The sequence below is a fragment of the Corynebacterium sp. CCUG 70398 genome (assembly GCF_024454055.1).
Taxonomy (GTDB): domain Bacteria; phylum Actinomycetota; class Actinomycetes; order Mycobacteriales; family Mycobacteriaceae; genus Corynebacterium; species Corynebacterium genitalium.
This window is the reverse complement of record NZ_JAGPYZ010000003.1, coordinates 43417-57578: the sequence shown is the minus strand read 5'-3', so window position 1 is coordinate 57578 and position 14162 is coordinate 43417. Positions and strand designations below refer to the sequence as shown.

Genomic DNA, 14162 nt, shown 5'->3' with positions numbered 1-14162 from the left:
GCGTGCTGCGTGCGAGCGAGTGCCCGTGTGGGCAGCTACTGAACGAGGTAGAGAGTAACGAACACGCCGATCCAAATGACGTCGACGAAGTGCCAGTAGTAGGAGGTCACCATGGCCGCAGTTGCCTGCGCCGGGGTGAACTTCGACTTGGCCACGCGTGCCATGACAATGCAGAACGCAATGATGCCCGCGGTCACGTGCGCCATGTGGAAGCCGGTGATGATGTAGAACACCGACCCGTAGACGCTGGACTGCGGGGTCACACCGTGCATGACCATCTCAGCCCACTCGTAGGCGACCAGACCCAGGAAGATCACGCCCAGGGCAATGGTCACGGTGAACCACTTGCGCAGCCCGAAGACATCACCCTTCTCTGCGGCGAACACACCAAGCTGCGAGGTGACCGAGGAGGTCACCAGCACAATGGTGATGATCGTTCCGAAGAGAACGTTGAGGTGATCGGTTTGAACAGCCCAATCACCAGTTTTCATGCCGTTTGCACGCGAGGTGAAGTACATCGCGAACAAGCCGGCGAAGAACATCAATTCTTGGGCGAGGAACACGATCGTTCCGACGCTGACCATGTTCGGTCGGTTCAGCACCGGCAAACGGTCGGGCGAAGTCGCCATACCTGGGTTCGTTGTTGCAGTCGTCACGCGTATTAGTATCCCGCTTTTGAACCCTAAAGTCACCTTGTTTACCCCCGAGTTTTTCATGTGAGCAGTTCACGGACCTGCCCGTATTTATGCTCACATTCCGCGTGTCGCAGTCACGCATCCGTCCGGGAACTCTTTCGCGGTGCTTTACGACGGTCATCCGTGCAGGTCATAGCTTGAGCCGCGATTCCCCTAACGCGGCAACACTCTCACCCCACCGCGGGAACGCCGCTAAGCGAACGTGCGCCACGAACGTCTTAGTTCCCGCGTGTGACTGGATTCACACATTCGGCCTGCAGAAACGTGCACCCCCATCAACTTTCGGATGACCCCTCACCCCATCGACCGAAAGGTTGGTCTGCCCCAATAGAAAAATGGAAACCCCCACGCCACGGGGCGTGGGGGCGGAAGTTACGTTCGCCTTTGCGGCGAAGTCTTAGTGCTTCTCCCGGGGGATACCGTACTGCAGGTTCAGCATCGTCACGCCCCAGATGAGCACGACGACACCAAGGGCCAGAAGCCACAGCTGCCAGAAGCAGATCCCGAAAGCCATGAGGGTAATGCCACCAGTCATCACCATCGGCCAGACGGAGTTCGGGGAGAAGAAGCCCAAAACACCAGCGCCGTCCTCAACCTCTGCTTCCTCCCAGTCCTCCGGGAGGATATCGATGCGACGTTCGGTGAAGTGAAGGTAACCGCCGAGCATGAAGGAGAAAGCAGCTGCGAGAACCAGGGCCACACCGCCGGCCCATTCATAGCCGCCCATGTACGCGTCGTCGCCGACGAAGTTAGTGCCCAGGGCGTAGAGCACCGCAATGACCGCGATGAAGACGCCGATTCCGTAGAAGACCTTTGATCCTGCACCCATGATGTGTACCTAGCCTCTCTTAGATGCCGACGTTGTCGACGGCGTTGTTTCCGTCGCGCGTGCCGGTGCGGTCGGAGTTGAACGGGCGGGTGGACGTAGCGAACGGCTCCTCGCCGATGGCCTCGAGAGCCTCGGAGTTGGATGCTTCGGGGTTGTTGTGGCGGAAGTCCATGTACTCGCGGAACTGATCCGGCGTGACCGCACGGATTTCGAAGTTCATCATTGCGTGGTAGGTACCGCACATCTCAGCACAGCGGCCGACGAAGGAACCGGTCTCGGTGATCTCCTCGATCTGGAAGCTGCGCTCCTGCTGGTTCATCTCCGGGTGAGAGTAAGCATCGCGCTTGAACAGGAACTCCGGAACCCAGAAGGCGTGGCTCACATCGCTGGATGCGAGACGGAACTCGATCGCTGTGTCGGTCGGCAGAACCAGAACCGGAACTTCCTCGGTGGAACCGACAGTCTCAATCAGGTTGTAGTTGAGGTAGGACTGGTCGTTCGAAGACTGGCCGTGGATCGGGTTGCCGTTGACCATGTTCTCGTCGTCGATCTTGGTCTCGTCGGCCAGCTTCTGGCGCTCCAGATCGCTACCGTCATAGTCCCCGCCGACCGGCGACAGGTCTCCCTTGACCTCCGCGTAGCCGAACTTCCAGTTCCACTGGAACGCCGTGACATCGACAGTGACATCAGGCTCTTTATCCAGGGCCACAACCTTGGTCTGCGCCTGGACCGTGAAGAAGAACAGGACCATGACAATCAGGATCGGCACAATGGTCAGCGCCAGCTCAAGCGGAATGTTGTACTGCAGCTGCTTCGGGAACTCGCCGTGGCCCTGCTTCTGACGGCGCTTGCCGTTCCACGCGAAGACCGCGTAGATGAAGATGGCCCACATGATGATGCCGATGATCCAGGCTACAAGCCAGACCCAGACCCAGAAGTTGTACATGCTGGCACCTTCAGGGGTGACCGGGTCTGGCCAGCCCATGTCCAGCAGGTTGCCGAGTGCGCTCGGCGGTGCGACCTCACAGCCCGCCAGGCCCAGGCCACTCAGGGCGATAACCCCTGCGAGGCCGAGCTTCTTGGCGAGGCCACGGTTCTTTGCCGTATCCACGTGTGTAAAGCCTTCCTATCCACACAGAATATTCCTACCCAGTCAGAATAGAGGATCAGCGCCACATGTTTAACCTGCATGGCTCCCGCGTTTTCGGCGACGCAGAGCCACGGCCTACGCAGAGCACCCAAAGAGGCGCTGTCCTAGCCGGTCACCTGCAGTCACTGTGCGCAGATCCACCACAGATTTCCCACAGGCGTAATTGCGGTCACACTTATCTTGTAGAATATCAATCGGAAGTTGCACCCCTAACGGGGACGGGCTAAAGGTGGTGCGACACCAATAGACTCAGCGGCGCCCCGCAGATCTATTGTGGGTGGAGCTAGTTTTACTCAACTCTTTCTAAGGAGCCACCCACTTATGTGCGGTCTTCTCGCAATGCTCAGCAGCAATTCGGACGCTGCCCGCTTCGTCGCGGCCACCGAGCGTGCCCTGCCGTGTTTCCACCACCGCGGCCCAGATGCCGCCGGGACGTGGAACGACGATGACGCAGTTTTCGGCTTCAACCGCCTGTCCATCATTGACCTCGAGCACTCCCACCAGCCGTTGCGCTGGGGGCCGGAAGACAACCCGCAGCGCTACGCACTGACGTTCAACGGTGAGATCTACAACTACATAGAACTGCGCGATGAGCTGTCCGCCCTCGGCTACACCTTCAACACGCACGGTGATTCCGAAACCATCGTGGTGGGCTACCACCACTGGGGCAAGGACGTGGTGAACCACCTCCGAGGCATGTTCGCCTTCACCATCTGGGACACCCAGGACCGGGTCATGTTCGCTGCCCGCGACCAGTTCGGAATCAAGCCCCTCTACTACGCCACGACCGACGCAGGCACCGTCTTCTCCTCGGAGAAGAAGTCCATCCTGGAGATGGCGCCGGAGCTCGGGCTGGATCTGAGCCTGGATAAGCGCGCCATCGAGCATTATGTGGACCTGCAGTACGTCCCGGAGCCGGAATCTCTCCACGCGGCCATCCGCCGGCTCGAATCTGGATGCACCGCCACGCTGACCCCCGGCGGTGAGGTCGTCGCGGAGCGCTACTTCCGGCCCCAGTTCAATGTCACGCCGGTGATCAAAGGCGAAGAACAAAAGCTTTTCGACGCTATTGCCGCCGCCCTGGAAGATTCCGTCGCAAAGCACATGCGCGCAGACGTGACCGTCGGCTCCTTCCTCTCCGGCGGTATTGACTCGACCGCTATTGCGACATTGGCTAAGCGGCACAACCCGAACTTGCTGACGTTCACCACCGGTTTTGAACGCCAGGGTTACTCCGAGGTCGATGTCGCGGCTGAGTCCGCGGAAGCGATCGGCGTTGAACACATAGTCAAGATCGTCTCTCCGGAGGAATACGCCGAGTCCATCCCGAAGATCATGTGGTACCTCGACGACCCGGTGGCTGACCCGTCGCTCGTCCCGCTCTTCTTCGTGGCGCAAGAGGCTCGGAAGCACGTCAAGGTGGTCCTGTCCGGTGAGGGCGCGGACGAGCTCTTCGGCGGCTACACCATCTATAAGGAGCCCCTGTCTCTCGCGCCGTTCGAGAAGATGCCGGACCCCCTGCTCAAGGGCCTCAATCGGTTAAGCCACATTCTGCCTGAGGGAATGAAGGGTAAGTCACTGCTTGAGCGCGGAACGATGCCGATGGAGGATCGCTACTACGGTAACGCGCGCTCCTTCAACTACGACCAGCTGCGCCGAGTGCTTCCGTGGGCCAAGCGCGAGTGGGACCACCGCGAGGTCACCGCACCGATTTACGCCGAGTCCGTCGACATGGACCCCGTCGCGCGCATGCAGCACTTGGACCTGTTCACGTGGATGCGCGGCGACATCCTGGTCAAGGCTGACAAGATCAACATGGCGCACTCCCTCGAGCTGCGCGTGCCGTTCCTGGATAAGGAGGTCTTCGCTGTCGCGGAGACCATCCCTCACGATCTGAAGATCGCGGACGGAACAACCAAATACGCCCTGCGCAAGGCCATGGAGCAGATCGTCCCGCCGCACGTCCTGCACCGCAAGAAGCTCGGCTTCCCCGTGCCTATGCGCCACTGGCTCGCCGGCGACGAGCTCTACGGTTGGGCCCAGCAGACCATCCGCGACTCCCAGACCGACGACATCTTCAACAAACACGAAGTCGAAGAGATGCTCAAGGAGCACCGCGACGGTGTCTCCGACCACTCGCGTCGTCTGTGGACCGTGCTGGCGTTCATGGTCTGGCACGGCATCTTCGTCGAGCACCGCATCGATCCCGGCGTTGAGCAGCGCGATTATCCGGTGAAGCTCTAAGGCTCACCACTCTCCCTGCCCCACTACCCCGCTCGTCGGCACCACACACGCCGGTGGACGGGGTAGTGCTGGCTCTACCCCGATTGGATAAGCAGGGTTACTGAATTTTCGTGCTTCTGTCGGTTCAATTCGCACTATGACCAACGCGCAGAGCAACCAGCAGTTACAGCGAAAGTCCGAGACCAAGACAAACCGAAGGAAAGTCTGGACCGTGATCGGGGCGCTAGCCCTCGCCGTGGTGATAGTCGCTGCAGTAGCCGTGTACTTTTACGGCCCGGCCGTCACCGCGATGACTACGGGGACGGCACGTTTTGTGGGCACGGACTCACCGAAACGCTACACCTCGACGGTACTTCAGCTGGCCGAGCAAGGTATCTACAGCGACTCGGAGGAATTCTCGGCCGCGAGCGAGCACGCCAAAGATGTGGCCAAGAAGGCGGATTCTGTCGACGAAGTGCGCGAAGATCTCAACAACGCGGTTCGCGCCGCCGGCGGTAAGCACTCGCGCCTGATCTCCCCCGATGAAAAGCAGCAGCGCGTTGATGACGAAAACGCCGAAGACGGCGCATCCGAACCCACCGTCAACGTGGAGAGTGCCGTCGCCATCGCCACGGTGCCCGGTATCCACCGCGACGACGACGTGCAGAGCTACGCTGACGAGCTGTCGAACGGCCTGACGCAGGCCCGCGATAACGGCGCATGCGGCGCAATCGTGGATCTACAGACCAACGACGGCGGCGACATGGGCCCTATGCTAGCGGGTCTCTCTCCCATAATCCCCGACGGCACTGCGATCGAGTTCGTCGCTTCCGGCAATGCGATGCCGGTGAAGGTCGAGGGGAATTCAGTCAGCGGCGGCGGCACTCCCCTCTCAACCACCGGTGGCAAATGGGATGCGCCGACGGCTGTGCTCGTCAGTGACGCGACCGCGTCTTCCGGTGAGGCGACCATGCTGTCCTTCCGCGGTCTGGACAATTCCCGCAGCTTCGGCACGCCGACCGCTGGGTTCGCCTCGGCGAATAATGTCTATGAATTCCCCGACGGCAGCGAGCTGATGCTCACCACAGCCAGGAACCGCGACCGTACCGGCCAAACCTACGCGGAGGATCCAATCGAACCCGACACAAAGACTGATTCGAGCGACGCTGCTTTGGCAGCGGCCAAGACATGGCTTCGCGAGGAGCACGGCTGCGAATAGGAGCACGGCTGCGAATAGATGCTGGGGCACCGGCTGGCACCGGTACTCAACCTAAAGAATTAAGCGCCCCGAGGGGCGCTTAATTCAATCCTCGCTCTCAGCGGAGCGTTCGTCTTAGTTGAAAGAGTCGCCGCAGGCGCAGGAGCCACCGGCGTTCGGGTTGTCAATGGTGAAACCCTGCTGCTCAATCGTGTCTGCGAAGTCAATCTCCGCGCCCATGAGGTACGGAACAGACATCTTGTCCACGACGAGGCGCACACCGCCGACGACATCGGCCTTGTCGCCGTCGAGGTCGCGGTCGTCAAAGTAGAGCTGGTAGCGCAGACCAGCGCAGCCACCCGGCTGCACAGCGATGCGCAGAGACAGGTCGTTGCGGCCTTCCTGATCCAGCAGCGCCTTTGCCTTAGCTGCAGCTGCGTCGGTCAGCTTGACGCCGGTAGTGGAAGTCGGTGCAGTCATAAAACATCTCCTTGGCCAATTGAGGCCGTGTTGCAGTTTCGGGGTCCGAGCCTACTCCCCGAGCCGGAACGGATGCTAGTGCACCCTAACTTGGAGCGAAGGAGCGGACTTCTACCGTGTCCAACACCCACGATGCGAACTGCATTCCAGGAGCAGAAACCGGCGCACTGCCACGGCCGTCAAGCTGCACGAACCCGTCGACCCTGTGTGGCTGTAACAGAAACCGGCCTTGTAGCCTAGAGAGCGTGAAACTTCCCTGGCAGAAAACTGACGCGACCGACGCCGCGGCCGGCGGCTCCACCAAAGTCGATCTTGCTGAACACAAGTCCGAGGTGACCAGCACGACCAGCACGGACGGCGCTAAAAATGCCCCAGAGAAGAAACTGCCCAAGGGCTACACTCCGCCGAAGGGGCGCCCCACGCCGAAGCGCCACGACCAGGAGGTCAAGCGCGGTGTGATCCGCGACCCGAACGCGATGTCCACTCCGCAGGCTGCGCAGAAGCGCAAAGAGCTGAAGAAGTCCATGTCCAAGGAAGAGTGGAAGGACTACAAGAAGCAGGAGCGCGCGCAGCGCCGCGCACAGAACAAGGAATTGCAAGCCAAGATGGACGCCGGTGAAGAGGCGTACCTCATGGACCGCGACAAGGGAAAGGTGCGCAAGTACGTCCGCGATTGGGTGGATTCGCGCCGTTTCATCTCCAACTACATCATGCCGGCGGCGTTCGTGATGTTGCTGATTATGCTCATCGGCCAGTTCGTGCCGCAGATGGCTGCGGTGCTGTCGACGTTGTCGATGATTTTCATCGCGACGGTGTTGGCGGAGGCGTTCATCATCGGCCGCAAGGCCAACAAGGCCGTCAAGGAAAAGTTCCCTGAGGAGAACGACACCGGCTTTGGCCTGGGCATGTACGCCTTCTCCCGCGCGTCACAGCCACGCAACTGGCGCACGCCCAAGCCGCAGGTCGCTCTCGGTTCCAAGGTGTAGAAGGGGCCCGCGCCGTGTCTACTCCTCTTTCGCTCGCGTTCGATCCGGTCCCCGCCCCTGACGCGTCTGCGGAGGCTGCAGTCCAGTCAGCGTTGACACAGAATCCGCGCGGGCTGTCTTTTGGCCGCTTGGCAGGCATCGGTGCGTGGGTGGCTGGACGGCAAGGCGAGGCTCCACCGAGGCCCCTGGGCACGGTGCGAGTGGTCGTGTTCGCCGGTAGCCACGGCATTGCGCAGCGCGGCGTCTCTGCGTTCACTCCCGATGCGTCGGCGGTGCAAGCGCAGGAAATTCAATCCGGTGCGGCACCAGTGTGTGCGCTCGCTCGGAATGCTGGGGCATCCGTGCGCCTTATCGACGTCAACGTGGACGCCCCGTCCGGCCCCATCGATGTCGACGACGCCATGAGCCCGGACGAGTTCGAGCGCGCCGCACAATTGGGCAAGTCCGCTGCGGATCACGAGATCGATTCGGGCAGCGATCTGATCGTGCTCGGTGACCTCGGCGTGGGGAACACCACCGTCGCTGCTGCCGTCATGGGCACGTTCACCTTCACGGAACCGGCTGTCGCCGTTGGGCGCGGCAGCGGGATTAATGACGAAGTGTGGAAGACTAAAGTCGCCGCGGTGCGCGATGCCATGTTCCGCGTCCGCGACCAGCGCGAGGATGTCCTCGAAGTGCTGCGGAGAATCTCGGCCCCGGACTTCGTTGCGCTCACTGCGTTCATTGCGCAATGCGCGGTGCGGCGTACGCCAGTGCTTATCGACGGCGCATACACCGCCGTTGCGGCCTACACCGCCGAGCGCCTCGCTCCGGGGACGAAAGAATGGCTCCTCGCCGGCCAGTTGAGTCCGGAACCGTGCCACATGGTCTGCCTCCAAGCACTTGATCTCACGCCGGTGGCTGCCCTGGACATGTCCACGGGACAAGCAACTGGCGGAGCCGCCACCCTTCCCTTGGTCAAAGCTGCCGTGGACTTGGTGCGCGACGAGATGCGCGCCCAGGCCAGCCAGCAGGCTGACAACCAAGCCGCCAGCGGCGACCCGGTGCTTTAGTTCCCGCCCTGCACCAGGGTGTGCAGCCAGCCGTGGGTGTCCTCATGCTCACCGCGCTGGATCGCGGTGAGACGATCGCGCATCGCCATCGTGACATCACCGGCTTCATTGCCGTTGACGGCGAAGTCAACGTCATTGCCCACGACGTGGCCGACCGGGGTGATCACTGCTGCGGTGCCGCATGCCATGGTTTCGGTCATTTCCCCCGATTCGGCACCGTTGCGCCAGTCGTCGACTGTGATGCGCACTTCCTCCGTCGTAAAGCCAAGGTCGCGTGCGACCTGCAACAGTGAGTCGCGCGTAATACCCGGAAGCAGCGAGCCGGACAATTCCGGGGTGACCACCCTGGCGCTGTCACCGGAGCCATAAACGAACATGAGGTTCATGCCGCCCATCTCTTCGATGTAGGTCCGCTCGATAGCGTCAAGCCACACCACCTGGTCGCAGCCCTTCTCTTCGGCTTGCGCCTGGGCCAGCAGAGACGCGGCGTAGTTGCCCGCGAACTTGGCTGCGCCGGTACCGCCTGGCGCGGCGCGGACATAATCGTCGCTAATCCACACCTTGACCGGGTTCACGCCGCCGGAGAAGTAGGAGCCAGCCGGGGACGCGATGACGAAGAAGGTGTAGGAGTCAGCCGGGTGCACGCCTAACCCGACCTGCGTGGAGATCATGAATGGGCGGAGGTACAGCGCCGCCTCACCCCCGGCCTCCGGGACCCACTCGTGGTCAATATCAACCAGCTGGCGCAGCGACTCAATGAACAGCTCCTCCGGAATCTCCGGCATAGCCAGACGTTCCGCCGAGTTCTGCATACGGCGCGCGTTCTGTTCCGGCCGGAAAGTGACGATGGTGCCGTCGGCGTGACGGTAGGCCTTCAACCCCTCAAAGATGGCCTGACCGTAGTGGAACACCATCGATGCCGGATCGAAGGAGACATTCTCATACGGGCGCACCTGCGCGTTGTGCCACCCCTGATCCTTAGTCCAATCGATGGAAACCATGTGGTCGGTGAATTTCTTACCGAACATTGGGTTTTCCAGAATCTCCGCGCGCTCCTGCGCACTCTTCGGATTCTCGTTCTTTGTAACGGTGAATTCAGGGAGGTTGTGGTTCGTCATACCCGGAATCATACTCCCGCCCCCGACCGCCCCCGACCGCGCTGCCATAGTCCAGACCGGGGGTTATCCGTAGTCAGCGAGGCCAGTAGGATCGCTGGCATGTCCACTCACGCGAAACTTCCCCACTTCACCGATCTGCTACCGGCGCACGGCACCATGCCGCAGCTGGAGTTCGCCGCCGACATTGCTAGAGCCGAGTCAGCGAACACGAGGATCATCCCCGTCCTGCAGGAGGATGGGGAGCTGGCGATGCCTACGTCACCTCTGACCAGTGCTGAGGTTTACCGTCAGCTCGAGTCCCTCGGGGCGACGGGCAAGTTGGGGGAAATCACGAAGCTCGTCAGCGACGGTGTGCTCTTCGTTGCCGTCGGTGTTGGTGAGGACGGTTTGGACGAGACCGCTCTGCGCCGCGCGATGGGTGCGGCTGCGCGGGGGCTGAAGGACTCCACGAACGCAGTCGTTCTGGGCAGCTACGGCATCCGCGCGACTGTGGAGGGGCTGCTGCTCGGCGGCTACGCCTACAACGGCCTCAAGAGTGCGGAGAAGGCCACCCCGGACACCGCCGAAGGAGAGAAAACTGCCGAGGTCGAGGGGTACAGCGACACCCCGGCGCGGCGCCCCTTGGTCACTGTCATCGGCGATGAGGCCGACCGCGACCAGTTCGATGCCGCCGTCACCGTTGCCAACGCGGTCGTCCTCGCCCGTGACCTGGTGAACACGCCGTCGAACCTGCTCTACCCTGCCAACTACGCCGACATCGCTACTGCGGTCGCCGGTCGGTGCGGTCTCACCGTGGAGGTACTCGACCACGATCAGCTCCGCGAGCAGGGTTTCGGCGGCATCACCGCCGTTGGTCAGGGTTCTGAGCGTCCGCCGCGTCTCGTCCACCTCTCCTGGGCGCCAGAGAACGCGGGCACGTCCGTGGCGCTCGTCGGTAAAGGCATCACCTTCGACACCGGCGGCATCTCCATCAAACCTGCCGCCGGGATGGAGCAGATGGTGATGGACATGGGAGGTTCCGCAGCTGTGCTCGCGGCTACCTCCGCGATCGCGGCGCTCGAGCTACCTGTGCGTGTCGACGCATGGCTTCCCCTGGCCGAGAACATGCCATCCGGTACGGCGCAACGCCCTGGCGACGTGATCACCCACTACGGCGGCATGACATCCGAGGTGATCAACACTGATGCCGAGGGCCGCCTCGTGCTTGCCGACGCAATTGCCCGCGCCAGCGAGGACCACCCCGACTACCTCATCGAAACATCCACCTTGACCGGCGCGCAGATGGTGGCGCTGGGCAAGCGCACCTTCGGCGTCATGGGTTCAGACGAACTGCGCGACCAGATCGCCGAAACGGCACGCGAGATCGATGAACCCGGCTGGGCCATGCCGATGCTGGAAGAACACGACGAGGAAATCGCCTCCAAGGTGGCCGACATCAAAAACGCCAACTCGGACCGCTTCGGCGGCATGGAATTCGCCGCCACCTACCTATCCAAGTTCGTGGGCGAGACCGCCGACGGCGAGGAGATCCCGTGGGCGCATATCGACGTCGCCTCCCCCGCTTGGAACACCGGCGGCCCCTACGGATTCATTCCCGCCCGGGCGACCGGTGTGCCGGTGCGCACCATCGTGGAGACGATTCGTTCGATCTGCTCCTAACGTTTAAGGGCTCCGTCGCCTAGACGTTAGGGTCTTCGCCGCGCTCGAACTTGGCGCGGCGTTCTTTTTGTTCGGCGCGCTTACGCAGGATCCGCTCCTGCTCCATCCGTTTCCGCATGCGGTCCGGGTATCCGGTCTCTTCAACGTCGTAAAGCGAAATGCCCAGCATCTTGCTCACCGCGTCAATGCCCGTGGGTCCCCCAATGTTGCGGCGCGTGTACTCGCCATTGTCCGCAACGAGCACGACTGACATTTCGTTGACCATCGTTTCCGGCTCGACGAAGCCCTCGACGAACCCATGCCGCTCCGCCCACTGCTTGAGATACTGGGCATCTTCCGGCCGCACAGTCTCCCCCGGGCCGCGCGGCGGCTTGAACGGGGAATTCTTCTTGCGTGAGCCGAACAGATTGAACACGGTCAATATTGTAGGCCTCCCCTGTCGCACCCCCCGTATTTGGCGGACATCACACTTGCGGACGCGATGCCTGGGAAGCGAGTACTCTGGGAAGAGATTCAACGTCTGCAAACTTTTATAGGAGACACACACAACCATGGCTCACTCTGTAGAGATGCCCGAGCTGGGCGAATCGGTCACCGAAGGCACCATCACGACGTGGCTCAAGGAGGTCGGCGACACCGTCGAGGTCGACGAGCCATTGCTCGAGGTCTCCACCGACAAGGTCGACACCGAGATCCCGTCCCCGGTCGCTGGCGTGCTGCTGGAGATCAAGGCTGAGGAGGACGACACTGTCGAGGTCGGCGAAGTCATCGCTGTCGTCGGCGACGAGGGCGAAGAGCCGTCCGGTGACTCCGGCTCCGGCTCTGATGCGGCTGACTCGGACGACTCTGCAGAGGCAGAGAAGGAAGAGACCGACGAGAAGCCGGCGCAGGAGGAGTCCGCGCCGAAGAAGTCCGGCGGTTCCGGAAGCGCCACCGATGTTGAAATGCCGGAGCTGGGTGAGTCTGTCACCGAGGGCACCATCACCACGTGGCTGAAGTCCGTCGGCGACGAGGTTGAGGTCGATGAGCCGCTGCTCGAGGTTTCCACCGACAAGGTCGACACCGAGATCCCGTCCCCGGTGGCCGGCACCCTGGTCGAGATCCTCGCGGAAGAGGATGACACCGTTGAGGTCGGCGAAGTGATCGCCCGTGTTGGTGACGCTGACGCAGCTGGTGCTTCCGACGAGCCGGAGCAGACCAACCGCGGCGAGGACGATGTTGCTGACGCTGACGAAGAGGTCGACGACGACAACTCGGCACAAGGCGAAGGCGACAACCCGGCTGACGCACCGAAGAAGGACTCCGAGAACAAGTCCTCCACCAACAAGAAGGGCTCTGGTGAGTCCACCGACGTGGAGATGCCGGAACTGGGTGAGTCTGTCACCGAAGGCACCATCACCACGTGGCTGAAGTCCGTCGGCGACATGGTCGAGGTCGACGAGCCGCTGCTCGAGGTCTCCACCGACAAGGTCGACACCGAGATCCCGTCCCCGGTGGAGGGCACTCTGCTGGAAATCCTCGCAGAAGAGGACGACACCGTCGAGGTCGGCGAGGTCATTGCCCGCGTCGGTGACGCTGAGGCGGCTGCTGACGATTCCGCTTCCGACGACTCTGGCACCTCTGCTTCCGAGCCCCCTGCAAAGGAGGAGAAGCCCGCTGAGCCTGAGGTCAAGGAAGAGAAGCACGCAGCCAAGGACGAGAAGCCGAAGTCCGAGGCACCGAAGAAGGACGAGAAGCCTGCAGGTGACTCCGCTGAGTCCACCAACACCTCGGCGAAGGTCGACAACGGCGGCAAGGTGCCGTACGTGACCCCGCTGGTGCGCAAGCTGGCTGACAAGCACGGTGTGGACCTCAACTCCATCGAGGGCACTGGTGTCGGCGGCCGCATCCGCAAGCAGGATGTCCTGGCTGCTGCGCAGGGTGGCTCCGCCGACTCCGCTGAGTCGACCCAGGCTGCTGCCGCTGAGCAGAAGGACGCTGGCCCGCGCTCCCGCTGGTCCACGAAGTCTGTGGACCCGGCGAAGTCCGAGCTGATCGGCACGACCCAGAAGGTCAACCGCATCCGCGAAATCACGGCCGCCAAGATGGTCGAGTCCCTGCAGATCACTGCACAGCTCACCCACGTCCAGGAGGCCGACGTCACGCGCGTTGCAGAGCTGCGTAAGGCTGCGAAGCCGGCGTTCGTCGATAAGCACGGCGTGAACATCACGTACCTGCACTTCTTCATCAAGGCCGCCGCAGAGGCTCTGGTTTCCCACCCGAACGTCAACGCGTCCTACAACGCTGAGACCAAGGAGATCACCTACCACGACACCGTCAACATTGGCGTCGCGGTGGACACCCCGCAGGGTCTGCTCGTGCCGGTGCTGAAGAACGTTCAGGACATGACCCTGGCTGACATTGCCAAGGGCGTGGCTGATGTCGCCGAGCGCGCACGCAACAAGAAGCTGCGCCCGGATGACCTGTCGGGGGCCACCTTCACGGTGTCCAACATCGGCTCCGAGGGTGCACTGCTGGATACCCCGATCCTCACCCCGCCGCAGGCCGGCATCCTGGGCACCGCGGCGATCCAGAAGCGCCCGGTCATTGTCACCGAGGACGGCATCGACTCCATCGCGATCCGCCAGATGTGCTTCCTGCCGTTCACCTACGACCACCAGCTGGTCGACGGCGCTGACGCTGGCCGCTTCGTCTCCACCATCGTGGACCGCATCGAGGCCGGCGACTTCCAGGACGACTTGGACATCTAATCCCCCTGTCTCCGCGCACTGA

General features: G+C 62.2%; 12 protein-coding genes. 6 read left to right on the top strand and 6 right to left on the bottom strand.

Features of this window, described 5'->3' with window-relative positions; translation table 11 throughout:
• Positions 1–35: 35 nt before the first annotated feature.
• From KBX07_RS04860 to KBX07_RS04850, 3 genes are all read right to left on the bottom strand, one after another.
• Positions 36–656: a heme-copper oxidase subunit III gene (locus KBX07_RS04860; protein ID WP_198002190.1), complete on the bottom strand. Its 621-nt coding sequence runs from the start codon at positions 654–656 to the stop codon at positions 36–38.
• A 436-nt stretch (positions 657–1092) separates the two neighbouring features.
• Positions 1093–1524, bottom strand: coding sequence for a cytochrome c oxidase subunit 4 (locus tag KBX07_RS04855; RefSeq protein ID WP_005289502.1), 432 nt, complete (start codon positions 1522–1524; stop codon positions 1093–1095).
• Between the two features lie 19 nt (positions 1525–1543).
• Entirely contained in the window at positions 1544–2635 is a 1092-nt protein-coding gene (locus KBX07_RS04850) for a cytochrome c oxidase subunit II (RefSeq protein ID WP_256023265.1), read from the bottom strand.
• Between the two features lie 360 nt (positions 2636–2995).
• Here KBX07_RS04850 and asnB point away from each other — a divergent pair, with 360 nt between their 5' ends.
• Together asnB and KBX07_RS04840 are read left to right on the top strand one after the other, a co-directional pair.
• Entirely contained in the window at positions 2996–4918 is a 1923-nt protein-coding gene (asnB, locus tag KBX07_RS04845) for an asparagine synthase (glutamine-hydrolyzing) (RefSeq protein ID WP_256023263.1), read from the top strand.
• A 136-nt stretch (positions 4919–5054) separates the two neighbouring features.
• Positions 5055–6116 carry a S41 family peptidase gene (locus KBX07_RS04840; protein WP_005289496.1) on the top strand — a complete coding sequence of 354 codons (1062 nt, stop codon included), beginning with the start codon at positions 5055–5057 and terminating at the stop codon, positions 6114–6116.
• Between the two features lie 114 nt (positions 6117–6230).
• Here the strand turns inward: KBX07_RS04840 and KBX07_RS04835 are convergent, their stop codons facing one another.
• Complete coding sequence (locus KBX07_RS04835) at positions 6231–6575, bottom strand: iron-sulfur cluster assembly accessory protein (RefSeq protein ID WP_005289494.1); 345 nt, start codon at positions 6573–6575, stop codon at positions 6231–6233.
• Positions 6576–6820: 245 nt separating this feature from the next.
• On the opposite strand from KBX07_RS04835, the gene KBX07_RS04830 reads away from it, so the two are divergent.
• Both KBX07_RS04830 and KBX07_RS04825 read left to right on the top strand, forming a co-directional pair.
• Entirely contained in the window at positions 6821–7561 is a 741-nt protein-coding gene (locus tag KBX07_RS04830) for a DUF3043 domain-containing protein (RefSeq protein ID WP_256023261.1), read from the top strand.
• Between the two features lie 14 nt (positions 7562–7575).
• Entirely contained in the window at positions 7576–8613 is a 1038-nt protein-coding gene (locus KBX07_RS04825; protein ID WP_256023260.1) for a nicotinate-nucleotide--dimethylbenzimidazole phosphoribosyltransferase, read from the top strand.
• Here the strand turns inward: KBX07_RS04825 and KBX07_RS04820 are convergent.
• Positions 8610–9731 (bottom strand): branched-chain amino acid aminotransferase, encoded by a 1122-nt coding sequence (locus KBX07_RS04820; protein ID WP_256019621.1) that lies wholly within the window; start codon positions 9729–9731, stop codon positions 8610–8612. The two genes, KBX07_RS04825 and KBX07_RS04820, sit on opposite strands and share 4 nt — an antisense overlap.
• A gap of 99 nt (positions 9732–9830) precedes the next feature.
• On the opposite strand from KBX07_RS04820, the gene KBX07_RS04815 reads away from it, so the two are divergent.
• The gene (locus KBX07_RS04815) at positions 9831–11390 is read left to right on the top strand and encodes a leucyl aminopeptidase (RefSeq protein WP_255997888.1); all 1560 of its coding nucleotides are present in this window, start codon (positions 9831–9833) and stop codon (positions 11388–11390) included.
• Between the two features lie 19 nt (positions 11391–11409).
• Here the strand turns inward: KBX07_RS04815 and KBX07_RS04810 are convergent, their stop codons facing one another.
• On the bottom strand, positions 11410–11805 hold the full coding sequence (locus tag KBX07_RS04810) for a hypothetical protein (RefSeq protein ID WP_040424316.1): 396 nt from the start codon (positions 11803–11805) through the stop codon (positions 11410–11412).
• Between the two features lie 136 nt (positions 11806–11941).
• Between KBX07_RS04810 and sucB the strand changes: the two genes are divergently transcribed.
• Positions 11942–14140, top strand: coding sequence for a 2-oxoglutarate dehydrogenase, E2 component, dihydrolipoamide succinyltransferase (sucB, locus tag KBX07_RS04805; protein WP_256023258.1), 2199 nt, complete (start codon positions 11942–11944; stop codon positions 14138–14140).
• Positions 14141–14162: the final 22 nt, after the last annotated feature.